At 33.4% G+C, this 23,670-nt stretch carries 20 protein-coding genes; 13 read left to right on the top strand and 7 right to left on the bottom strand.

Annotated features, from left to right (window positions below):
* Window positions 1-36: 36 nt before the first annotated feature.
* Genes C0512_RS10635 through C0512_RS10625 form a run of 3 tightly spaced genes read right to left on the bottom strand, consistent with a single transcriptional unit; the run spans window position 37 to window position 3,891 of the window.
* Window positions 37-1,443 (bottom strand): hypothetical protein, encoded by a 1,407-nt coding sequence (locus tag C0512_RS10635; RefSeq protein ID WP_290861367.1) that lies wholly within the window; start codon window positions 1,441-1,443, stop codon window positions 37-39.
* A 50-nt stretch (window positions 1,444-1,493) separates the two neighbouring features.
* Entirely contained in the window at window positions 1,494-1,787 is a 294-nt protein-coding gene (locus C0512_RS10630) for a hypothetical protein (protein WP_290861365.1), read from the bottom strand.
* A 40-nt stretch (window positions 1,788-1,827) separates the two neighbouring features.
* Complete coding sequence (locus C0512_RS10625) at window positions 1,828-3,891, bottom strand: M1 family metallopeptidase (RefSeq protein ID WP_290861363.1); 2,064 nt, start codon at window positions 3,889-3,891, stop codon at window positions 1,828-1,830.
* Between the two features lie 305 nt (window positions 3,892-4,196).
* Between C0512_RS10625 and C0512_RS10620 the strand changes: the two genes are divergently transcribed.
* From C0512_RS10620 to C0512_RS10590, 7 genes are all read left to right on the top strand, one after another.
* On the top strand, window positions 4,197-6,419 hold the full coding sequence (locus C0512_RS10620) for an NADP-dependent isocitrate dehydrogenase (protein ID WP_290861379.1): 2,223 nt from the start codon (window positions 4,197-4,199) through the stop codon (window positions 6,417-6,419).
* A 121-nt stretch (window positions 6,420-6,540) separates the two neighbouring features.
* A complete protein-coding gene (locus tag C0512_RS10615; RefSeq protein ID WP_290861361.1) occupies window positions 6,541-8,919 on the top strand; it encodes a TonB-dependent receptor in 2,379 nt (792 codons plus the stop codon).
* Between the two features lie 3 nt (window positions 8,920-8,922).
* On the top strand, window positions 8,923-9,744 hold the full coding sequence (locus tag C0512_RS10610; RefSeq protein WP_290861359.1) for a DUF4249 domain-containing protein: 822 nt from the start codon (window positions 8,923-8,925) through the stop codon (window positions 9,742-9,744).
* Window positions 9,745-9,756: 12 nt separating this feature from the next.
* Window positions 9,757-10,419 carry a thiamine diphosphokinase gene (locus tag C0512_RS10605; RefSeq protein ID WP_290861357.1) on the top strand — a complete coding sequence of 221 codons (663 nt, stop codon included), beginning with the start codon at window positions 9,757-9,759 and terminating at the stop codon, window positions 10,417-10,419.
* Window positions 10,420-10,472: 53 nt separating this feature from the next.
* Entirely contained in the window at window positions 10,473-11,417 is a 945-nt protein-coding gene (gene rlmF / locus C0512_RS10600; RefSeq protein ID WP_290861355.1) for a 23S rRNA (adenine(1618)-N(6))-methyltransferase RlmF, read from the top strand.
* Window positions 11,418-11,488: 71 nt separating this feature from the next.
* Window positions 11,489-13,477, top strand: coding sequence for an excinuclease ABC subunit UvrB (uvrB, locus tag C0512_RS10595; RefSeq protein ID WP_290861353.1), 1,989 nt, complete (start codon window positions 11,489-11,491; stop codon window positions 13,475-13,477).
* 4 nt (window positions 13,478-13,481) lie between these two features.
* A complete protein-coding gene (locus tag C0512_RS10590; RefSeq protein WP_290861351.1) occupies window positions 13,482-13,925 on the top strand; it encodes a PaaI family thioesterase in 444 nt (147 codons plus the stop codon).
* Window positions 13,926-13,974: 49 nt separating this feature from the next.
* On the opposite strand, the gene C0512_RS10585 is transcribed toward C0512_RS10590, so the two are convergent.
* Window positions 13,975-14,409, bottom strand: a complete 435-nt coding sequence (locus tag C0512_RS10585) for an Hsp20/alpha crystallin family protein (RefSeq protein ID WP_290861349.1) — start codon at window positions 14,407-14,409, stop codon at window positions 13,975-13,977.
* Between the two features lie 175 nt (window positions 14,410-14,584).
* Window positions 14,585-14,986: a TerB family tellurite resistance protein gene (locus tag C0512_RS10580; protein WP_290861347.1), complete on the bottom strand. Its 402-nt coding sequence runs from the start codon at window positions 14,984-14,986 to the stop codon at window positions 14,585-14,587.
* A 49-nt stretch (window positions 14,987-15,035) separates the two neighbouring features.
* On the opposite strand from C0512_RS10580, the gene C0512_RS10575 reads away from it, so the two are divergent.
* The 3 genes from C0512_RS10575 (at window position 15,036) to C0512_RS10565 (ending at window position 16,800) form a co-directional block, all read left to right on the top strand.
* Window positions 15,036-15,833 carry an alpha/beta hydrolase-fold protein gene (locus C0512_RS10575; protein ID WP_290861345.1) on the top strand — a complete coding sequence of 266 codons (798 nt, stop codon included), beginning with the start codon at window positions 15,036-15,038 and terminating at the stop codon, window positions 15,831-15,833.
* Between the two features lie 113 nt (window positions 15,834-15,946).
* Entirely contained in the window at window positions 15,947-16,399 is a 453-nt protein-coding gene (locus C0512_RS10570) for a DUF1456 family protein (protein WP_290861343.1), read from the top strand.
* Window positions 16,400-16,401: 2 nt separating this feature from the next.
* The gene (locus C0512_RS10565; protein ID WP_290861341.1) at window positions 16,402-16,800 is read left to right on the top strand and encodes a VOC family protein; all 399 of its coding nucleotides are present in this window, start codon (window positions 16,402-16,404) and stop codon (window positions 16,798-16,800) included.
* A 48-nt stretch (window positions 16,801-16,848) separates the two neighbouring features.
* Here C0512_RS10565 and sucC read toward each other — a convergent pair whose 3' ends face one another.
* The gene (gene sucC / locus C0512_RS10560; protein WP_290861339.1) at window positions 16,849-18,042 is read right to left on the bottom strand and encodes an ADP-forming succinate--CoA ligase subunit beta; all 1,194 of its coding nucleotides are present in this window, start codon (window positions 18,040-18,042) and stop codon (window positions 16,849-16,851) included.
* Window positions 18,043-18,281: 239 nt separating this feature from the next.
* Here sucC and lysA point away from each other — a divergent pair, with 239 nt between their 5' ends.
* On the top strand, window positions 18,282-19,487 hold the full coding sequence (gene lysA / locus C0512_RS10555; protein WP_290861337.1) for a diaminopimelate decarboxylase: 1,206 nt from the start codon (window positions 18,282-18,284) through the stop codon (window positions 19,485-19,487).
* 133 nt (window positions 19,488-19,620) lie between these two features.
* Window positions 19,621-21,039, top strand: a complete 1,419-nt coding sequence (locus tag C0512_RS10550; RefSeq protein ID WP_290861335.1) for an alkaline phosphatase — start codon at window positions 19,621-19,623, stop codon at window positions 21,037-21,039.
* 58 nt (window positions 21,040-21,097) lie between these two features.
* On the opposite strand, the gene C0512_RS10545 is transcribed toward C0512_RS10550, so the two are convergent.
* Window positions 21,098-22,273 (bottom strand): proline dehydrogenase family protein, encoded by a 1,176-nt coding sequence (locus C0512_RS10545; RefSeq protein WP_290861333.1) that lies wholly within the window; start codon window positions 22,271-22,273, stop codon window positions 21,098-21,100.
* 130 nt (window positions 22,274-22,403) lie between these two features.
* Here C0512_RS10545 and aroB point away from each other — a divergent pair, with 130 nt between their 5' ends.
* Entirely contained in the window at window positions 22,404-23,471 is a 1,068-nt protein-coding gene (gene aroB, locus C0512_RS10540; RefSeq protein WP_290861331.1) for a 3-dehydroquinate synthase, read from the top strand.
* The last annotated feature ends 199 nt before the right edge of the window (window positions 23,472-23,670 follow it).

Here is a 23,670-nt window from a genome sequence, read left to right as displayed (position 1 = left end):
TGATATAAAAAAACATTTCCGATATAGAAGTTTTTTTTAGTTTCTTGTGTAAATAGCTCTGTATCTAGGTTGTGGATAAACATTAGAAGTAGTCAACAATTCATATTCAATTACAAAACTATTTTCATTATAGAAATATCCATCTACTTGGTTATTATCTGGAATTCCATGAATTATATTGGTAAAATAGCCTTGACATAATAATTGTTGCGGAACTTTAATAGTTCCATCAGTTTGAATACTAAAATTATATCCTTTATCTGGAGCTGCAGTTTGAGCAACCGAGGTTTGAGCTGTTGAAGTAGTTTTATAATAATTTGGTGCTATTTGATAAATAATTTCATCTGTATAAGTAACTTCAAAAGGGCTTCCAGATAATTTTGAAACAACAACAGTGTAAGAACCTGAAATAGATTCTACATTTGAATTTGTGTAACAAGTTGAAATATTATCAAGATTTACAATAGTTAAATTAGATATATTCCCTGTTAAATAATTAGATGATTTATTATTTTCAAAATCAAAACCATTTAATGAAAATTGATTTATTGATTGACATTTTATAAAATTGAAACTAAAATTTCCGTCTGATACAGATTGCAAATAATATTTTGAATTATAAAGTAATAAAGCATATCCATTTTGAACATTTTGATTATTACAATTTTTCAGGTTTCCTATAATTTTTGTAGTATTCTCAATAATAATATCTGGGTAATTTACTGCAATTGTTCCACTTGAAACAGGTTGTGAAAAAACTGACTCATCACATAAATTATAAGCATTTAACGTGTAACTTTGATTTACTGGTATAAGTCCACTTATTTGCCCATTTGAATCCGAAATATTATCTAAAGAAAATGATCCGATGCTGTTTGTTAATGATATTCTAACATTTTTTATTGGTTCACCATCATTGTTAACAACTCTCACATTAAATTGTATAGTTATTTGTGGTATATCACAATTCCACCAACTAAAATGCGAAACTTCACCTACATACTTATTTCCTACTTTAGTTGCAACGCCATCTTCTTTCCAATAACCTTTTGTTTCATCAAAATGCCATAAAGGTATTGTTGCTGGTGCAGTTGCTAGTTGGTTGTCATCTATTCGTAATGAAATTTCTGCTTTATGTCCTATTTTTATATTTAATTTTTGTCCAGAAGTTCCACGAAGTTCCACATTTAACATCCCAAAAGTTTCTAATACGGCTTCGTCATTGTTTAGAGCTTGTGCATATAACATTCCAGGCATAAGTTCGCTGATGTTTTCATCGCTTGGTGTCAAATGAAAGATAGAAACATTTACTGAACCCGTATAATCATTTCCGTTTTCATCTTGAAAAGCACCATCAAAAACTACTTTTGTTCCACTATAAATTGATACTTCACTTGTGACTCCTGACTGAATGGTTGCTATTGGAGTATTTTGAATCAACATAATTTTCACATTGTTCTTTCCAGATGTTGGAACCATCGAACGTGAACCATCTAAATAACCCGTTTTTTTGCTGTTATAAAAGCAAATTTTTGATAAACAGATGCGTTGTTTATTATAAAAACTCCGTTTATATCTGTTTGTACAGTTGATGAACCAATTTTAATGGTTACATTTTGAATAGGATAATTTGCTGCATCTACAACTTGACCAATAAAATCGCGATTGACTTCATTACCAAAATTTTCAGAGAATTTATCATTGGTTGGATTACCATCTGAATTTGAATCATCATTAGGACTACACGACAAAACAAACAAAAGTAAAGACAGCAATAAGTATTTCATATTCAAAGTGTTTTGATACTACCAAATAATAGTAAAAAAACTATTCCATCAACCTTTTCAACTGATTTTGTTCTGCAGCATTTAAACCCGGAAGCATCTCTTCAAAATACTTTTTGTGTCTTTCTGTTTTGATTAATTCACGAATTTGATTACGGGCAAAAAGTGTAAACTGCCATTTGTGATGTGTTGTGGCATTAGCTAAATTGAGGAGAATATTTTGATCGTTTGGATTTAAATACAATAAATTGGTCAGTGCATTTTGACGAATAGAGCTTTCATATTTTGGCGAACTATAATCCAACAATTCATCGTAGTAATTCACTTTGTTTTCGTTTTCAAAATCCTTTGTCATCAACGCTAATGTCAACCAAAGAATCCGCAAATTTTTATCGTTAAAACCAATCCAATCTTTCGATTGATTCAAATAATCCGCTTGTTTTTCGGGAAATAAATTCCATAAGGTTCCTAAAGCAATTTCTTTGGTGACATACGATTCATCGTTTAAAAGTGTTTCGTAATTTGCTTGAAAAGCGGTCGGAATTTCAACCATGATGCGAGCAATAGCTTGCCGGACTTTTAGATTTTTGGAATCCATCGCCAATTGTAAAAGAGCTTCTTTTTCTACAAATGGCACATCTGCTAATTGAAAAATCACTTCTTCTTTGAGGGGATAAAATGCTTCCGTTTTTAAAAGGTTCTCAAAATGGAATTTCTTATCCACAAACGGTTTAGTTTGCAAATCGACCAACTCCAAATACGATTTCATAAACGCATTTTTATGAAGTAAAGTCAGTGCTTGACCAACTTCAAAACCGGATTGTTCCAACCAAATGCGTTTAAAGTTTTGAACATCAAATGAAGAAACGGCTTTTACTTCATTTAAAAAATTATCGGTATTGACATTTTTAAATCCGTATTTTTTCAAATAATTTTTGACTGCTTTTTGAAAGTTTTCAGCACCAATACTTTCGCGTAAACTGTGCAAAGCCCAAGCTCCTTTTTGGTAAAATGTGAGTGAACTGGCTTTCTCATTCAATAACGGAATCGTATCCGTTTTAGAAGCTTTTTGCAAACGCTCGGCCATTTCATACAATTCCCATTGAAAATGATCCTCACCAAAGAGTTCTTTCTCAGCTAACAACGCATAATACGTAGCAAAACCTTCCTGCAACCAATGGTGCTTTCCGGATTGTGCGGTAATTAGATTGCCAAACCATTGGTGAGCCAATTCATGTGCGTTGACATTAATATAGGTTTTGTCATTAAACCCGATTTCATCCAGCACAAAATCTTGCGAAAAAATGGTGGAAGTGGTGTTTTCCATTCCGGAATACAAGAAATCACGAACGGGAACTTGGCGGTAGATTTCCCAAGGATACTTCACGCCTATTTCCTGTTCAAAATAATCAAAAATTTGGGTGGTGTATTTATACGTTGTTTCAAATTTATCGATATCCTTTTCGTCGATGTAAAATTCTAACGGTGTACCTGATTTGGTTTTGGTAGTTTGTTTTGCAAATTTCCCGATGGCCATCATGACTAAATAGGAAGACATGGGTTTGGACATTTCATAGTGCCAAATTTTGCTTTTATCATTTAAATTGTCATTTAAGCTTTTTAATTTCCCATTAGACAAAACCGTAAATTGATTATCAAAAGAAACCGACAAATTAAAAATCACTTTTTCGTTCACATCGTCAAAACTGGGTAACCAATGACTGGTGAATTTCCCTTGTCCTTGTGTCCAAATTTGCAATTGGTCGCCTTCTCCAATAAAATAAAGGGTTTGTTTGGGAGTTGCTTTGAAATTAAAAGTTAAGGTGTTTTTTCCTTTTTTAAAGCCCTGGAATAATTTCAATGCCTTGCCTGAATTTTTAAAGTTGATGGTTTTCCCGTTTATTTTTACGTTTGTAAAATCCATTTTGATGGCATCGATGGCAATGGTGTCAATCACTTTTAAAACTTCAAATTGATAATTGACTTCTCCGGAAATTGATTTGTCAATGGGATTTGGAATCAAAGTAGCGTGTTGTGTTTTAAAATCAACTTTTGAGGTTTGTTGAGCAATGGAAAAAGAGAAAATAAGTAGAAATATATATCGCATAACTTCCACAAAGTTAAACAAAGTAATAAAGATTTCTTATTTACTTAAATAACAATTTAGAAAAAAAATAAATTGAATGTTACGATAAAAACAATCTCCGCTCCAATCATTTCAAAATTTAAACTTAACAATTCTCAAATTTTGAGCTGTTTTTTGTCAATTTAATAATTTTAAGTCTTTTGAATGACATTTATGTAAATCAAACGATTTCGTTATCTCTTTCAGGATAATTTTACGCTCCTTTTCTTATATTTGTAATCCTGATTTTTTGGGAAAGATTACAAACAAAACAAACAAATAATACCATCATGTCAAAATCCAAAATTATTTATACAATTACGGATGAAGCTCCTATGCTAGCTACTCATTCTTTTTTACCAATTGTAAAAGCCTTTACTGCCCCGGCTAACATTTCAGTTGAAACCCGAGATATCTCACTAGCCGGAAGAATTATTGCCAATTTCCCTGACTATTTAAAAGAAGACCAACGCATCAATAATGATTTATTAGAATTAGGTCAATTAGCCACTACTCCAGAAGCTAACATTATTAAGTTACCAAACATTTCAGCTTCTGTCCCTCAGTTAAAAGAGGTCATTGCTGAATTACAAAAATTAGGCTATGCCATTCCTGAATTTATTGAAAATCCACAAACTGAGGAAGAAAAAATAGTAAAAGCGAAGTATGCCAAAGTTTTAGGTTCCGCTGTTAACCCTGTTTTACGAGAAGGAAACTCTGATCGACGTGCACCAAAAGCAGTAAAAAATTATGCTCGTAAACATCCACACAGTATGGGTGCATGGAGTGCCGATTCTAAAACACATGTAGCCCACATGAACGAAGGTGATTTTTATGGTAGTGAACAATCAATTGTTATACAGGAAGCTGGAACATTCAAAATTGAATTTGAAGCAAAAAATGGAACAAGTAAACTTTTAAAAGACAATGCTCCACTAAAAGCAGGTGAAATTATTGATAGTGCGGTTTTAAATTTGAATGCTCTAAAACAATTTATTGCAAACGAAATTGAAGATGCAAAAGCTAAAAACGTATTGTTTTCAGTTCATTTGAAAGCAACCATGATGAAGGTTTCCGACCCAATTATGTTTGGAGCAATAGTAGATGTGTTTTTTGCGGAAGTTTTTAAACAATATGCTGAACTATTCAAAGAGCTTGGTGTAAATACCAAAAATGGATTAGGAGATGTTTATGCAAAAATTGCAGGTCATCCCAAACAAGCTGAAGTGGAAGCTGCTTTAAATGAAGCGATGTCAAAAGGACCGGCTATTGCGATGGTCAATTCTGAAAAAGGAATCACCAATCTTCATGTTCCGTCTGATGTAATTGTAGATGCTTCGATGCCGGCTATGATTCGTACTTCCGGACAAATGTGGAATGCTGAAGGTAAACCACAAGATACAAAAGCTATAATCCCAGACAGATGTTATGCCGGAATTTATACCGCTACGATTGACTTTTGTAAAAAACATGGTGCATTTGACCCAAAAACAATGGGAAGTGTTCCAAATGTGGGATTAATGGCTCAAGCCGCGGAAGAATACGGCTCTCACGATAAAACCTTTCAAATGGATGATTCCGGTGTTGTGAAAGTAATTGATGGAAATGGTGCTGTATTAATGCAACAAGCTGTCGAAAAAGGTTATATTTTCAGAATGTGTCAGGTAAAAGATGCTCCAATTCAAGATTGGGTGAAATTAGCAGTTAACCGTGCCAGATTATCAAATACACCGGCTGTTTTTTGGTTAGATGAAAACAGAGCTCACGACAGACAGATCATTTTAAAAGTAATGACATATCTAAAAAACCATGATACCAGTGGTTTGGATATTCGAATCATGAATCCTGTTGACGCAACTACTTTTACTTTAGAACGAATCATCAAAGGATTAGATACTATTTCAGTAACCGGAAATGTTTTACGCGATTATTTAACTGATTTATTCCCTATTTTAGAAGTTGGAACCTCAGCAAAAATGCTTTCCATCGTTCCGTTAATGAATGGTGGTGGGTTATTTGAAACAGGTGCCGGAGGTTCTGCTCCAAAACATGTAGAACAATTCCTGGAAGAAGGTTATTTACGTTGGGATTCGCTAGGCGAATTTTTGGCACTTGGCGTTTCATTAGAACATTTAGGCCAATCTTTAAATAATTCAAAGGCATTAGTGTTATCAGAAACGTTAGATTCAGCAACAGAAAAATTCTTAGAAACAGATAAATCACCGGCAAGAAAAGTGGGACAAATTGACAACAGAGGTTCGCATTTTTATTTGGCTTTATATTGGGCACAAGCTTTAGCTGCTCAAAATAAAGACGCAGCCTTAAAAGAACTCTTCACTCCTATTGCCAAGGAACTAACAGAAAATGAAGAAAAAATCAATGTCGAATTAATTGGTTCTCAAGGCAAAAAACAAGAAATTGGAGGTTACTACAGACCTGATTTTAAATTGCTTGAAAAAGCGATGAGACCAAGTGAAACATTGAATAAAATTGTAGAAAAATTGAATTAATTCTTTCTAAAAATAAAAGTTAAAAACGACTCGAAAGGGTCGTTTTTAATTAACCCTACTTTAACATCTGATATTTCCTATTTTAAAGAATTTTAATCAATTTTGTTAAAAAATATGAAATATGCTTTTTAGAAAATCAATATTAATACTGCTTTTTCTATTCTTCTCAGGATTTCAAGCCTTTTCTCAGGAAAAATTCACTTTAAGCGGAACCATAACCGACCAAAAAAATAATGAAAGCTTAATTGGTGTTACTATTATTATAACTGAATTAAAAACAGGAACAACAACAAATGAATATGGTTTTTATTCCATTTCCTTACCCAAAGGAACTTATACTTTAGAAATAAGTTATATTGGATTTGAAACTATCACTTCTACAATTGTTTTAGATAAAAATATTCGAAATAATATATCCTTGAAAGAATCGCAGGAATTATTGAAAGAGGTAATTGTTTCTGACCGAAAAGTAAAAGCTGAAATCAGAAAACCTGAAATGAGTGTTAATAAACTAACCATCCAGGAAATCAAACAAATGCCGGTTTTGCTGGGAGAAGTCGATATTATTAAATCATTGCTCACACTTCCCGGAGTAACGAATGCCGGCGAAGGTCAATCCGGATTTAATGTTCGTGGTGGAAGTGCTGACCAAAATTTGATATTATTAGATGAAGCTACCATTTATAATTCTTCCCACTTATTTGGGCTCTTTTCTGTTTTCAATCCGGATGCTATCAAAGATTTAAAATTGTATAAAGGCGGAATTCCTGCCCGTTTCGGCGGACGTTTATCATCAGTTTTAGATATTTATCAAAAAGAAGGAAACAGTAAAGATTTTCACATGACGGGCGGAATTGGATTAATTTCAAGTCGATTGTTGGCTGAAGGACCAATTGTAAAAGACAAAGCTTCTTTTTTAGTTGCGGGAAGAGGTTCGTATGCTCATTTGTTTTTACCGCTTTTCAACAATGACAATTCTGCTTATTTTTATGATTTAAATACTAAATTAAGTTACAAATTAAATGACAACAATAATGTCTTTATCTCCGGTTATTTTGGAAGGGACGTTTTTAACTTAAACAAAAGTTTTGTCAATACATACGGAAATTCTGTTTTAAACTTAAGATGGAATCACTTATTTGATGAAAAATTATTCTCAAATATGTCTTTCATTTACTCTGATTATTATTATGGTCTTAAATTGGATATTATTGGTTTTAATTGGGATAGTGGAATCAAAAACTACAATTTTAAATATGATTTTAAACATTATTTAAGTAATAAAATAAAATTGACCTACGGAAACAATTCTATCTACTATGATTTTAATCCGGGAAGAATTGAACCTTCAAACGATAACTCCAGTATTAATCCGGAACAACTAGCTAAAAAATATGCTTTTGAATCGGCATTTTATGTAGATGCTGAGCATGAATTATCAAAAAAAATAACGGTAAGTTACGGTTTGCGTTACAGTATGTTCTATCGACTTGGTGAACAAACGTTGAATACATATGAAAATAATCAAGCTGTAATTTTTAATCCTATTTTTCAAATCTATGAGTCAGCAACACCAACCGGAACTGTTTCTTATAAAAAAAATGAAACGATTGCTAATTTTGACAACTGGGAACCCCGTTTAGGTATTTCTTATGCTTTTAATGATGACCAATCTATAAAAGCCAGTTACAATAGAATGACTCAATATTTGCATTTGATTTCTAACACGCAATCGCCTACTCCACTTGATGTATGGGCTCCAAGCGATAACTTTTTGAAGCCACAATTATTGGATCAATTTGCCGTAGGTTATTTCCAAAATTTCAAAAATGATGATTATTCGTTAGAAGTTGAAACCTATTATAAAAACATACAAAACCGAGTGGATTATATTGATGGAGCAAATTTAATTGCTAATGAAGCTATAGAACAGGTCGTTTTGAGCGGAAAAGCTCGGGCTTATGGTTTAGAAGTACTGTTTCGAAAAAATCATGGTCAATTTACAGGATGGATAGCTTATACTTTGTCGAGAACTGAGCAACAAATTGAAGGTAGAACTCCGGAAGAAACAGGTATTAATAACGGTCAATGGTACCGAACGGGTTATGATAAATTAAATGATATTTCTGTGGTTGGAAATTATAAATTGGATGAAAAATGGCGATTTGGTGCTAATTTTTCTCTGCAAACCGGACAACCGGTTACTTTTCCAAACGGACAATATGAATACAATGGAATTACAGTCCCCAGTTATAGTCTTCGAAACGAAAACAACCTTCCCACTTATCATCGGTTAGATGTTTCGGCCACGCTTACTCCAGCTTCAAATACCGGTAGAAAATGGCAAGGTGAATGGGTTTTTGGTATTTACAATGTTTACAATCGAATGAATGCCGCATCTATTACCTTTCAACAAAACAAAGAAACGGCTAGTAATGAAGCTATTCGTCTGTCTATTTTTGGATTCATTCCGAGTGTTACTTATAATTTTAAATTCTAAACCATGAAATTATTTAACTATATATCGCTATTATTTTTGGTTATAACTTTTATAGGATGTGAAAAAGTTATTGACGTCGATTTAGATACGGCTCCTCCAAAATTAGTTGTGGAAGCATCGATAAATTGGGATAAAAATACAACCGGTAATGAACAATTTATCAAATTAACCACAACTACTGATTATTTTTCAGGTACCATTCCAAACGTTTCAGGAGCTACAGTATTTATAACCAATAGTTTTGGTACCGTTTTTAATTTTGTAGAAGTTACTGAACCCGGTATCTATGTTTGTAACAATTTTGAACCTGTAATCAACGAAAGCTACACGCTAACTATTGTGTATAATGGTGAAACCTTTACGGCCACAGAAAAACTATTAGCAACTCCGGAAATTACACGCATTGAGCAAAATAATGAAGGTGGAATTTTAGGTGATGAAATTGAAGTAAGATTCTTTTATGACGACATTCCGAATGAAGCTAATTATTATTTACAACAAATTGATGACCCCTATAAGGCAATTCCCGAATTTGGTGTTCTAGAAGATCGGTTTTTTCAAAACAATGAATTGTTCGGACTTTATTTTAGTGAAGATTTGAAATCGGGAGATGAGTTAACATTTACTTTAAATGGCATAACTCAAAATCATTATAATTATATGAATATTTTATTATCACAAGCAGGAGGCGGAAGTGGTGGACCATTTAGTACACCAACCTCTACTATTCGTGGCAATGTTGTCAATCAAACCAATTTTAATAATTTTGCATTAGGTTATTTTCGTTTGAGTGAAAGAGCTAAAATAGCTTATGTTATAGAATAATTAAAAAAATAAATGTCATCACACCATATCGTTCGAGACGATCAAGAACCTGCTTTAATTATTGCCAATGGGGCTGCTTGTAGTCAAGAATTGTTAGGTCAACTTTTGGAATGGTCTCCCTTTGTCGTTGTTTTAGATTCGGCTATTGAACGTGTGCTTGAATTAGAAATCAAAGTAGATGTTTTATTAGGTGATTTTGACAGAGGTTTTGATGCAAATTATTACAAAGAAATTCAATATCCGTTAGAAATAATTCATACCCCAAACCAAGATAAAACCGATTTGGAAAAAGCGTTTGAATTTTTAATTGAACGCAATTTCCCGGCAGTAAATGTTGTTTGGGCAACCGGTAAAAGAGCTGATCATACCATCACAAACATTACTTCAATTGCTAAATTCAGAAATCAATTGAAAATTGTTTTGTTTGACGACCATTCAAAAATTCATTTATTAACTCAAAAGTTTCAAAAATGGTATCCTAAAAACACCGTTATTTCCTTAATTCCAATTGGTGCTGTTCATGGTATTCATTCTGTAAACTTATTTTATCCTTTACAAAACGATTCACTCACTATTGGCTATCGAACAGGAAGCAGCAATCATGTGGCTGAGGACGGGCTTATCACAATTGAACACAGCGAAGGTGATTTATTATTGATGGAATGTTGGGATTAAAATCTTATATTTAATTAAAAAGTTGTAGCTTTAGTTTATATTCCATCGAAATTTTGAAAAATCAACCCAACATAGAAAAATCAACTTTACATCCACGCAATAATCATCGTTCTCGCTATGATTTTGAAACATTGTACCTAAAGTCACCGGAATTAAAACCGTTTGTTTTCATTAATGAACACGAAATTGAAACGATTGATTTCAGTAATCCTGAAGCAGTAAAATCATTAAATAAAGCTCTTTTAAAAACCTATTATGGCATTTTAGATTGGAATTTACCTACAGATTATTTATGCCCACCCATACCAGGAAGAGCAGATTACATTCATTACATCGCTGATTTATTAGCAGAAGTTAATGATGGAATTATACCAACCGGAAATGAAATAATGGGATTAGATATTGGTGTTGGTGCCAATTGTATTTACCCAATTTTAGGAAATGCTATTTATGATTGGAGTTTTGTGGCCACCGATATCAATTCGTCCGCTATTGAAAACTGTGTGGATATCATTGAAAAAAATCCACATTTAAACGAGGTTATCAGCCTACAGCAGCAACTGAATTCGCGTTTTATTTTTAAAGACATCATTCAGCCTGAAGATAAGTTTGCTTTTACCATTTGTAATCCGCCTTTTCATGCCTCTAAAGAAGAAGCTGACAAAAGTTCGAGTCGCAAAGTATCGAATTTAACCCAACAAAAAACTACGAATCCTATTTTGAACTTTGGCGGACAAAACAACGAACTTTGGTGTGACGGTGGAGAGCTTTCCTTCATTACACAAATGATTTTTGAAAGTGTAAAATACCCAAAACAATGTTACTGGTTTACAACGCTAGTTTCTAAAAAAGATCATTTAAAAAGTATCTATAAAACACTCAACAATGTGGGTGCTGCAACTATCAAAACCATAGAAATGACGCAAGGTCAAAAAATAAGTCGCTTAGTAGCTTGGACATTTTTGAGCGAAAAACAACGGAAAGACTGGAAGTTTTAATCAAAAATCAAAACGAATTATACTTTTTATAACTTAGCAACTTAGAACCACAGCAACTCAGTCCCTCAAAAATGAAATTTCAAGTCGTATCAGAATATAAACCAACAGGCGATCAACCTCAAGCAATTGAAAAATTAGCTACAGGAATTATCAATGGCGAGAAATATCAAACTTTATTAGGTGTTACAGGTTCGGGAAAGACATTTACAGTAGCCAATGTGATTGAAAAAGTAGAAAAACCAACGCTTGTTTTAGCTCATAACAAAACTTTGGCTGCTCAATTATATTCTGAATTCAAGCAGTTTTTTCCTGAAAATTCGGTTCAATACTTTGTTTCTTATTATGATTATTATCAACCCGAAGCCTATATTCCGGTCACGGGAACCTATATTGAAAAAGATTTATCCATTAATGATGAATTAGAAAAATTACGACTCAGTACTACTTCTGCTCTACTTTCAGGCCGAAGAGATGTGCTGGTTGTAGCTTCCGTTTCGTGTTTGTACGGTATTGGAAATCCGGTAGAATTTCAAAAAAATGTGATTTCAATTGACCAAGGTCAAATTATTTCACGTACAAAATTATTACATCGTTTGGTGCAGAGTTTATACTCTCGTACCGAAGTTGAATTCACAGCAGGAACATTTCGAATCAAGGGAGATACCGTCGAGATTTTTCCGAGTTATGCAGACGATCCCTTTCGCGTTCACTTTTTTGGCGATGAAATAGAAGAAATAGAAGCCTTTGATGTCAAAACGTCCAAAGTAATTGAACGCTATACCAAATTAAATATATATCCCGCCAATATGTTTGTGACTTCACCCGATGTGTTGCAAGCAGCTATTTGGGAAATCCAACAAGATTTAGTCAAACAAGTTGATTATTTCAAAGAAATAGGCAAACATTTAGAAGCCAAACGCTTGGAAGAACGCACCAATTTCGATTTAGAAATGATTCGCGAATTAGGCTATTGTTCCGGTATCGAAAATTATTCCCGTTATTTAGATGGTCGTCAACCGGGAACTCGTCCTTTCTGTTTATTAGACTATTTTCCGGATGATTTTTTAATGGTTGTGGATGAAAGTCACGTGACCATTTCACAAGTTCATGCCATGTATGGCGGTGACCGAAGCAGAAAAGAAAATTTAGTAGAGTATGGTTTCCGTTTACCTGCAGCGATGGATAATCGTCCCTTGAAATTTGAAGAATTTGAAAGTCTTCAAAACCAAGTCATTTATGTTTCTGCCACTCCGGCTGATTACGAATTACAAAAAAGTGAAGGCATCTATGTTGAACAAGTGATTCGTCCCACCGGATTACTGGATCCTATCATTGAAATACGTCCCAGTTTAAATCAAATTGACGATTTAATAGAAGAGATTCAACTCCGTTGCGAAGCGGATGAACGCGTGTTAGTTACTACTTTAACCAAACGAATGGCGGAAGAATTAACCAAATATTTAACGAAAGTTTCTATTCGTTGTCGCTATATTCATTCCGATGTTGATACCCTCGAACGGGTGGAAATCATGCAAGATTTACGAAAAGGTTTGTTTGATGTACTCGTTGGAGTAAATTTATTACGAGAAGGATTGGATTTACCCGAAGTTTCGCTTGTTGCCATTTTAGATGCCGATAAAGAAGGTTTTCTTAGAAGCCATCGCTCATTGACTCAAACGGTTGGTCGGGCTGCTCGAAATGTAAATGGAAAAGCCATAATGTATGCGGATAAAATTACCAACAGTATGCAAAAAACAATTGACGAAACCAATTATCGTCGGGAGAAACAAATTGCTTACAATACACTACATGGTTTATCACCAAAAGCTTTGAATAAAAGTTTAGGAAATGTTCTAAGTGGAAATTCTGTCTCGACACAATATTATGAAGATAAAATTCTCAAAGCCGCCGAACCGGAAAGTTTGTATCTCACTAAACCTGAAATTGAAAAGAAAATTCGCGACATGCGAAAAATGATGGAAAAAGCGGCTAAAGAGCTTAATTTTATTGATGCTGCAAAGTTTCGGGATGAGATTAAAAGTTTGCAGGAGAAAATATAAATCCATGATTACTTTAGAAATACATTACAGAAAACTAGAAAACATGTATCATTTAGGTCCGATTAACCGAGAATTATACAAAGGTGTTCAACTAACTGTCAGTCATGAACGAGCAGAAATAATCCAACCCATCGAATCCAAATTCTTTCATGCAGGTCAGTCGTTGCATGGTTCAGTTTATTTTAAATTATTAGACGATGCAGCTTATTTTGCAGTGCAATCTACTATTCAAGATTTTTTTATATTAACAACAACGTTTAACATACAATTACTTAGGCCGGTAACATCAGGCACTGTCAAAGCTGTTGGAAATCTAACCTTTAAATCAAAAAATCTATTCATTGCCGATGCAATTTTATATGACGAAAAAAACCGGGAAGTCGCCAGAGGAAGCGGTACTTTCATAAAAAGTCAACATCTTCTAAGTGAAAAAATGGGGTATCTCTAAAAAAAAACGCACTCGTTTGAGTGCATTTTCATTACAATACTAAACAAATTTAACCAATTTCAATCATTCGTTTTGGTTTTGGTAAAGCTTCTTCTCGTTTGGGAAGAGCGATGTGAAGCACACCATTTTCATACGTTGCATTGATATCGTATTCGTTGACAATTTCAGGTAAAGTAAAAGAACGTTTGAAAGAAGAATAGCTAAACTCTTTGCGAGTATATTTTCCTTCTTTGTCTTTTTCCTCATTTTCAGTACTTGCTTCAGAAGAAATAGTCAATACATTGTCATCCAATTCAATGTTGAAATCTTCTTTTTTCTTTCCTGGAGCTGCTAATTCAACTACAAACGTAGTATCAGTTTCTTTGATGTTCACAGCAGGAACATTCACATTAAAGCGTTCCATTCCACCCATCCAATCAGGTTTTAAAAATTCATCAATTAATGATGGGAACGCAAAACGATTGTTTGTTTTTACAAGTGTCATAATTGTATAATTTTAAAATTAAACCTTTTTAATACAATTATAATTTGACAAAATATATACCAAAGTTAATATTCCGTCATCATGACATTTTTTCAATACAAAAACAGTCAGTTTTTCAGTTAAAACAATTGACTGTTAATTCATTAACTGACTTTTTTACAGTTAACCAATTCGCCTAATTATGTTGCTCTTTAAAAATTCCAAGCAACAAATCCGGATCAATCATACGATTTAGTGATTTATCCATTTCTCCTAAAACCCGTTTAATGGCAAAAGGATTGAGTCCTAATTTTAACCCCAATTGGTACATAAATTCATGTTCGCGTTCGTGATGAAGATTATCACAATGAGTCAATAAAGCTAATCTGTAGAAATGTTCAATTCTTTTAAACTCTGATTTAAAAACCAATAATTCATTTGGTAAAGAAAATAATTCTTCAAAATCTGATTCCTTAACATTTAATTCTTCCGCTACTAATTTGATAAATTCTAATTCACGTTCGTGCAATTGTCCGTCCACTTTTGACAATTCAATCATATCACCTAATAAACTTAATTTTTCCTTATACGTAATCATAAAACCATATTTTTGGCTAATTTAGTTTTTCCATTTAATTATTCAAATAATGAAAGTACTTTTCTCTATCCTACTTGTTTTTGCCCTTTTAATCTTTGTAAGCGAAAAGGTGTTTGGGCAACAGCGATATTCAACCTTTGAAATAAATGCACCTCAACTCAAGACAACCAAAAAAATTTGGGTTTATCTCCCATTGGATTATGAAAAATCGACAAAAAAATATCCTGTCATTTATATGCATGATGCTCAGAATTTGTTTGATGCCAAAACTTCGTATGCCGGTGAATGGGGAGTAGATGAAACGTCAGATAGTCTAAAAGTTAATGCAATAATTGTTGGAATTGAACATGGTAATGACAAACGGATGGACGAATTAACCCCTTTTAAAAATGAAAAATACGGAGGAGGAAAGGCTGATTTGTATTTAGATTTTATTGCTTTCACTTTAAAACCTCATATCGATTCGATTTACAGAACTAAATCGAAGGCAAAAAACACAATTATTTTTGGTAGTTCATTGGGCGGTTTGGTTTCATTTTATGCTGTTTTAAAATATTCGGAAGTATTTGGAAAAGCGGGTGTTTTTTCCCCTTCCTTCTGGTTTTCAAATGAAATTTACGATTATGCCAAAAATGCCAAAAAATCAAAAGCCAAACTCTATTTTTTGTGTGGCGATAGCGAAAGTGAAGACATGGTTTCCGATATGGAACATATGACTAAAATAATGGCTGAAAATCGATGCGATTGTTTACATTTAACCAAACAAGTTGTCGTTAAAGGTGGACGACACAATGAAAAGATGTGGAGTGAACAGTTTGGAAAAGCGGTTTTGTGGTTATTGAAATAATTTAAAGGTTGCGAATTTCGGTCATGGGTTTTAAGAGATTAAATGTTTGAAATGCTATTTACTTCGTACATTTGCACAAAATTTAAAACTTCAGCAACTCAATAACTCATAAAATGAACAACAACGATATCTTCAAAAAACTCCGTGTCGCTTTACAACTTCGTGATGACCAAATCGTGGAAATTTTACAATTGGTAGATTTTAGAATTTCAAAAACAGAATTAGGGGCATTTTTCCGTAACGAAGATCATCCAAATTTTGTAGAATGTGGCGATCAGGTATTGCGTAACTTTTTAAACGGTTTAGTGATTCATTTACGTGGAACAAAAGAGAATCCGAAAAATCCAATAGAAGTGATTAAAAGTCATAAAGCCGAAAACGGTGAGAAGAATATTGAAGAAAAAGGTAAGAAACATGAGGAAAGAAAGCCCTTTGTGAAGTCGACTTCTAATCAAAAAGCACCTTTTAAGAAAAAACCGACTTCAAACCCAAAATTTCAAGAGAAAAAACCGGAAAAGAAAATTGAAATCGTGGAAAAAGTGAAATATAAAAACGGGAAGAAATAGTTATGATTCCGCATTTCAACCATTTTGAAATTATTCTTTATGTAAAAGACCAACAAAAAAGTACTGCTTTTTATGCAACTCTTTTCAGAAAAGAACCTGATTTAAATGTTCCCGGAATGACAGAATTTATACTTAATGACTTTTGTAAGTTAGGTTTGATGCCTACTGAAGGAATTGCAAAAATCATAACTCCAAAACTACCACATCCAAGTCTAGGGGATGGCATTCCGAGATGTGAATTGTATTTTATGGTCGAAAACATTCAAAATGAATTTGAACATGTCATCAAAATGAATGTACCACTCATTAGTACTATTGAAGAACGAAATTGGGGTGACCTTGCCTTCTATTTTTCCGATTTAGATGGTCATGTAATTGCCATGGCAGAAAAAAATAAATAAAAAATCCCGAGCTTTCACTCGGGATTTTTGTATATAAAACTTTACTATTTATCCTAAAGCTACTTTTACTTGATCGGCAGCTTCCTGAAATTGGACTGCCGATAAAATTGGCATTCCGGAATTATCAATTAATTCTTTTGCAATCTCTGCATTAGTTCCTTGTAAACGCACAATGATTGGCACTTTAATTGCGTCTCCCATATTTTTATAAGCATCTACAACACCTTGTGCAACACGATCACAACGAACAATTCCTCCAAAAATATTGATTAAAATTGCTTTAACATTCGGATCTTTTAAAATGATTCTGAAAGCTAATTCAACTCTTTTTGCATCAGCAGTTCCACCTACATCCAAAAAGTTTGCCGGTTCATATCCCGCATATTTAATTAAATCCATCGTTGCCATTGCAAGTCCGGCACCATTTACCATACAACCAACTGTACCGTCAAGGTCAACATAATTCAAACCGGCAGCTTTAGCCTCCACTTCAATTGGATTTTCCTCACGGATATCACGCATATCAGCAATTTTTGCTTGTCTGTATAATGCGTTATCGTCAATATTTACTTTGGCATCTACAGCCATGATTTTGTTATCAGACGTTTTTAAAACCGGATTGATTTCAAACATTGAAGCATCTGAACCTATGTATGCATTATATAACGATTGAACAAACTGAACCATTTCTTTAAATGCAGTTCCGGAAAGGCCTAAATTAAATGCAATTCTTCTAGCTTGAAAAGCTTGTAATCCAACAGTTGGATCAATTTCTTCCGTAAAAATTAAATGTGGTGTGTGTTCGGCCACTTCCTCAATATCCATTCCACCTTCAGTAGAATACATTATCATATTACGACCTCGTCCTCTATTTAATAAGACCGACATATAAAACTCTGAAGTTTCACTTTCCCCGGGATAATAAACATCCTCAGCCACTAAAACTTTATGTACTTTTTTTCCTTCCGGTGGTGTTTGAGGCGTAATTAATTGCATTCCGATAATTTGTTCTGCCAACTCTTCCACTTGTTGCAAGTTTTTAGCCAACTTCACTCCGCCGCCTTTACCGCGTCCACCAGCATGAACTTGGGCTTTAATCACGTGCCAACCCGTTCCGGTTTCTGCAGTTAATTGTTTCGCTGCTGCAACGGCCTCGACCGGACTGTTTGCAACGATTCCACGTTGAATTCGTACGCCATAACTGGCCAAAATTTCTTTTCCTTGATATTCGTGTATATTCATAATAGAAATGCGTTTGTCTGTTAAAAAAGTGCAACAAAAATAACAAACTAAATCTGAAAAGTTGCTACATTTTGAATTTTATTGAATACAAAAATGCCAAATTACTATATATGGAAAATGTATAAAATTCAAAACAATTCTTTAATTGTTACAAATATAACATATTGTTATTATTTGTTATTGATTTGCTATTTCTTGTAATATCAATTTCACCACAATACCTTTGCTAAAAAAATAAAATGAATAGCTCGGAATTAGTTGGATTAGCAGATGAATTTGGAAGTCCACTTTATGTTTATGACGCTACCAAAATTGAGTCACAATATAGACGGTTAGCAAATGCCTTTTCAAAAGTGGAACGGCTTCAAATCAATTATGCAGCAAAAGCATTGTCTAATATATCCATCTTAAAACTGTTTCACAAAATGGGTGCCGGTCTAGATACTGTTTCCATTCAGGAGGTTCAGCTAGGCTTAGCTGCCGGATTTAAACCCGCACAAATCATTTTTACACCAAATGGTGTTTCAATGGATGAGATTGAAGAAGTAGCGGCTTTAGGAGTTCAAATTAATATTGATAATTTATCTATTTTAGAGCAATTTGGAACCAAACACCCATCTATTCCGGTTTGTATTCGAATTAATCCGCACGTGATGGCTGGCGGAAACACAAATATTTCTGTTGGTCATATAGACAGTAAATTTGGTATTTCTATACATCAGTTGCCACATCTATTACGAATAATTGAAAACACACATATGCATATCAATGGTATTCATATGCATACCGGTTCTGATATTTTAGATATTGAAGTGTTTCTCTATGCTGCCGAAATTTTATTTGAAACGGCAAAACATTTCAAAACATTAGATTTTATTGATTTCGGAAGTGGTTTTAAAGTGCCTTATAAAAAAGACGATATTGAAACCAATGTGGAAGAATTGGGTAAAAAACTATCCAAACGATTCAATCAATTTGAAAAAGAATATGGTCGTCCTTTAACTTTAGCTTTCGAGCCCGGAAAATTTTTAGTGAGTGAAGCCGGTTTTTTTCTTGCTAAAGTAAATGTCGTAAAACAAACAACATCAACAGTATTTGCCGGAATTGACAGCGGCTTTAATCATTTAATAAGACCGATGTTGTATGGCTCTTATCATCATATTGAAAACATTTCCAATCCAAAAGGGAAAGAACGATTTTATTCAGTAGTAGGCTATATTTGCGAAACCGACACGTTTGCCAATAACCGAAGAATTGCGGAAATTAAAGAAGGTGATATTTTGTGTTTTAGAAATGCAGGAGCCTATTGTTTTTCGATGTCCTCTAATTACAATTCCCGATTTAAACCCGCAGAAGTTTTGTGGTATGATGGAAAAGGACATTTGATTCGTGAACGTGAAACATTTGTAGATTTAGTCCGTGGCCAAATAGAAATAAAATTATAATAATTTAACTAACTCAACCCTGAAAGAGTCGGAATTTATTTTCCGGCTTTTTTATTTAAATGCATTTAATACCAAATTAACACATCCAATCCTTTGTTTTTTTATATTTGAATCCAATTAAAAAAAGAATTACATGGACAGAAGAAAATTTTTCAGAAACGGCACCCTTTTTACGATAGGGTCTGCTATTTTGAATCCATTTGAATCTATAGCACAGCATCCTGATATTTCTGCTACTATTAAAGGTAAGAAAACCAAAAACATTATTGTATTAGTCAGTGACGGAATGAGTTCAGGTACGTTGAACATGGCTGATCTTTACTTAAATAGAAAAACCGGTAAAGGATCTAATTGGTTAAATTTATATCGAGAAAATAAAGTAAATAGAGCGTTGATGGACATGGCCTCAGCTTCTTCTATAGTGACTGATTCTGCTGCTGCAAGCTCTTCTTGGGGAAGTGGTTTCCGTGTGAAAAACGGATCCTTAAATATTGGAGTGAACGGTGAAGAATATATACCAATTTGGCAAAAATTTAAAAAAGCAGGAAAAATGGCGGGATGTGTCACCACTGTTCCAATTACTCACGCAACGCCTGCCGGATTTTGTGTGAACAGTAAAAGTAGAAACAGTCAACCGGAAATTGCTGAAAGTTATCTGAAAATAAAATTTGATGTGTTAATGGGTGGTGGTTTACAATATTTTGATAGTTCCTTACGAAGTGATAAAAAAGATGTTTTTGCGGCTTATGAATCAAATGGCTATCAAGTGGTTAAAACCCGTAATGAAATGTTAGCAACAGCTAACGACAAACCTATTTTAGGTGTTTTTTATGAAGATGGACTTCCTTATTCCATTGATAGAGAAAATGTTAAGGATTTAAGCAATGCTGTTCCAACGCTAGCTGAAATGACTCAAAAAGCTATTGACCGGATGAAAAATCATAAAGAAGGTTTTGTTTTACAAGTTGAAGGAGGAAAAGTAGATTGGGCAGCTCACGCCAATGATATTGCCGGATTATTATATGACCAAGTTGCCTTTGATGAAGCCATAAAAGTAGCTATTGATTTTGCAGAAAAAGACGGCAATACCTTAGTTATCATCACATCAGACCATGGCAATGCCAATCCCGGAATTATTTATGGTAGCACTTCAAACGACCATTTTGACAGTATTCAATATTTTAAACACACCAATGAATGGATTTTAAATGGTTTTAATCCAAATTCTACTCTTTCTCAAATAAAAGAAAGAATTGAATTTGCTAACGGTTTTGCATTAAATGATGAGGAAGCAAAAACTATTTTAAGCTATTATGAAGGATTGAAAAAAGAGGATAGCGGTTTGTATAATTACAAAAATCTTCCTTATAAAGCTTTTGCTGAAATGCAAAAATCACGAACATCCGTTGGTTGGATTAGCATGGACCACTCGGCAGACTATACAGAATTAGCCATGTTTGGTCCGGGAAGTGAAAACTTAAAACCATTTATCAAAAATACCGATTTACACTATTTCATGCTGAATGCAGCCGAAGTGGAGAATAAATTTTAAGGTTAAATTAATTCATAAAAAAAAGACACAAATCATAAGGTTTGTGTCTTTTTATATTTTAATCGTCCTGTAATTTTCGACGTTCGCGTTCTTTTTTTATTAACATCAATTCGCGACTGGTTTGTCCGGCAACGGAAGTATTTTCTTCTGCTCTTCGAATTAAGTAGGGCATCACATCTCGAACCGGTCCAAATGGTAAATATTTTGCAACATTGTAACCATTTGCCGCTAAATTATAACTGATATTGTCACTCATTCCATATAATTGACCAAACCAAATTCTGTTATCATTGTTTGACAGCCCTTTTTCTGCCATCAGTTGCATCAATTTATAGGAACTCAACTCGTTGTGTGTACCTGCAAAAACAGCCATCTGATTGATATTATCTAGCATGTAAGCCACAGTGTCATCATACATTTTATCTGATTCTTCTTTAGTAGCACAGATTGGGGTTTTATATCCTTTTTCCTCCGCACGCTGATTCTCTTTTTCCATATAAGCCCCACGAACCAATTTCATTCCGATATAAAAACCTTCCCGTTTTGCTTGTTCATGTAATTTTTTAAGAAAGTCAAGTCTATCCCATCTATATAATTGAATAGTATTAAAAATGATTGCCTTTTCTTTATTATATTTTTGCATCATTTTAGTAACCAATTCATCAGCTGCGTCTTGCATCCAACTTTCTTCTGCATCAATTAATAAAGCAACATCCTTTTCAAAGGCCAATTTACAAACGGCTTCATAACGAGCAACGACTCTATCCCATTCTTGATGTTCTTCAAAATTGAGTGGGTCTTTATTTCCTACTTTAGTATAAAGGTCAAGTCGTCCAAACCCGGTTGGTTTAAAAACTGCAAACGGAATTGCATCATTAAGTTTTGCAAATTCTATGATTTTCAGTGTTTTTTTCATAGCTGCATCAAATTGATGCTCATCTTCTTTACCTTCCACAGAATAATCTAATACCGAACAAACGCCTTTGGTGAACATTTTTTTCATGACCGGCATACAGTCATCTTCACTGACACCACCACAAAAATGATCAAAAACAGAAGCCCTGATTAAGCCTTCCACCGGTAAGTGTGCCTTTAAAGCAAAATTTGTCACTGCTGTTCCGATACGCACTAACGGCTCGTTGTCAATGAGTTTGAATAAAAAATAAGCTCTATCTAATTCAGAATCACTTTTAAGAGAAAAAGCAACTTGGGTATTGTCGAAGATTTTGTCCATCATTTATTGAAAATAATTCAGCAAAGATAAGGACTGTTTGAGAATTTTATGTTTTTTTTGATTTAATTTGTACAAATAATTATAATTCGATAATATTGAACTAATACGTTTGCTAACTACTTTTATTACTATGCAAAAAATACAAGCCACTGGTTATTCAATCAATTTCAATCAAAATGGGTATGTTTTTCTAAATGCTTATTTAGAAGAAAAAAAATATTCTAAACTTTTTGTATTAGTTGATTCTAATACTTATGTAAATTGTTTACCCAATTTTTTAGCTCATATAGCAACGGATTTAGAAATTGAAGTAATCGAAATTGAAGCAGGAGAAAGTCATAAAACCATCGATACGTGCGTTCAATTATGGCATTCTTTGACCGAATTAGGTGGAGATAGAAAATCACTGCTTTTTAATTTAGGTGGTGGCGTAATTTCAGATATTGGTGGTTTTATTGCTTCTACATTTAAAAGAGGAATCGATTTTATTAATATACCAACCACTTTATTAGCAATGGTTGATGCCTCTATCGGAGGAAAAAATGGCGTAGATTTAGCTAATTTAAAAAATCAAATTGGCGTTATAAATTCGCCTAAAGCTGTATTGATAGATTCAACTTATTTAGAGACATTACCTCAAAACGAAATGCGTTCCGGATTGGCAGAAATGTTAAAACACGGACTCATTTTTGACAAACCCTATTGGGAGAAATTTTTAAATTTAAACGATTTCACAATCGAAGATTTAGATGACTTAATTTACCATTCTGTTGTAATCAAAAACGCTATCGTAAGTAAGGATCCAACGGAAAACGGAATACGAAAAGCCTTGAATTTCGGGCATACTTTGGGTCATGCCATTGAAAGTTATTTTTTGGAAAGTTCAACAAAAAAGACTCTTCTACACGGTGAAGCAATTGCTGCGGGAATGATTTTAGAAAGTTATTTATCAATGCAAAAAGAGTTAATTTCAAGAGAAGAATACAGTCAAATTAAATCGGGTATTCAAGCTATTTTTGAGCCTATCGATTTTGAAGAAAATGACTTACAACCCATCATGGATTTATTGATACATGACAAAAAAAATGAATATGGAAAAATTCAATTTGCCTTATTAGACGGAATTGGAAAAATAAAAATTAATCAATATACTGAAAATGAGTGGATTATTAATGCTTTTGAAGATTATAAATGTTAACTATTTTTTTAAGTAAAGGTTTGTATTTCGCTAATAATATTTTTTACATTTGCCTTAATGAAAAATAGTCAAAATAAAAATGTGTTTCTTCTAGATACTTACTGTATTAATAGGGCTTTCCAACGATTTTTAAAAAATTCTTTGAATAGAAAAAACACTTTAAGTTTAGACACATCAGATTGTAATTCCCTTTTTCATG

Source organism: Flavobacterium sp. (assembly GCF_013822155.1).
Taxonomy (GTDB): Bacteria; Bacteroidota; Bacteroidia; order Flavobacteriales; family Flavobacteriaceae; genus Flavobacterium.
Note: the sequence above shows the minus strand (reverse complement) of the source record. Positions and strands in the feature narration are given on the sequence as shown.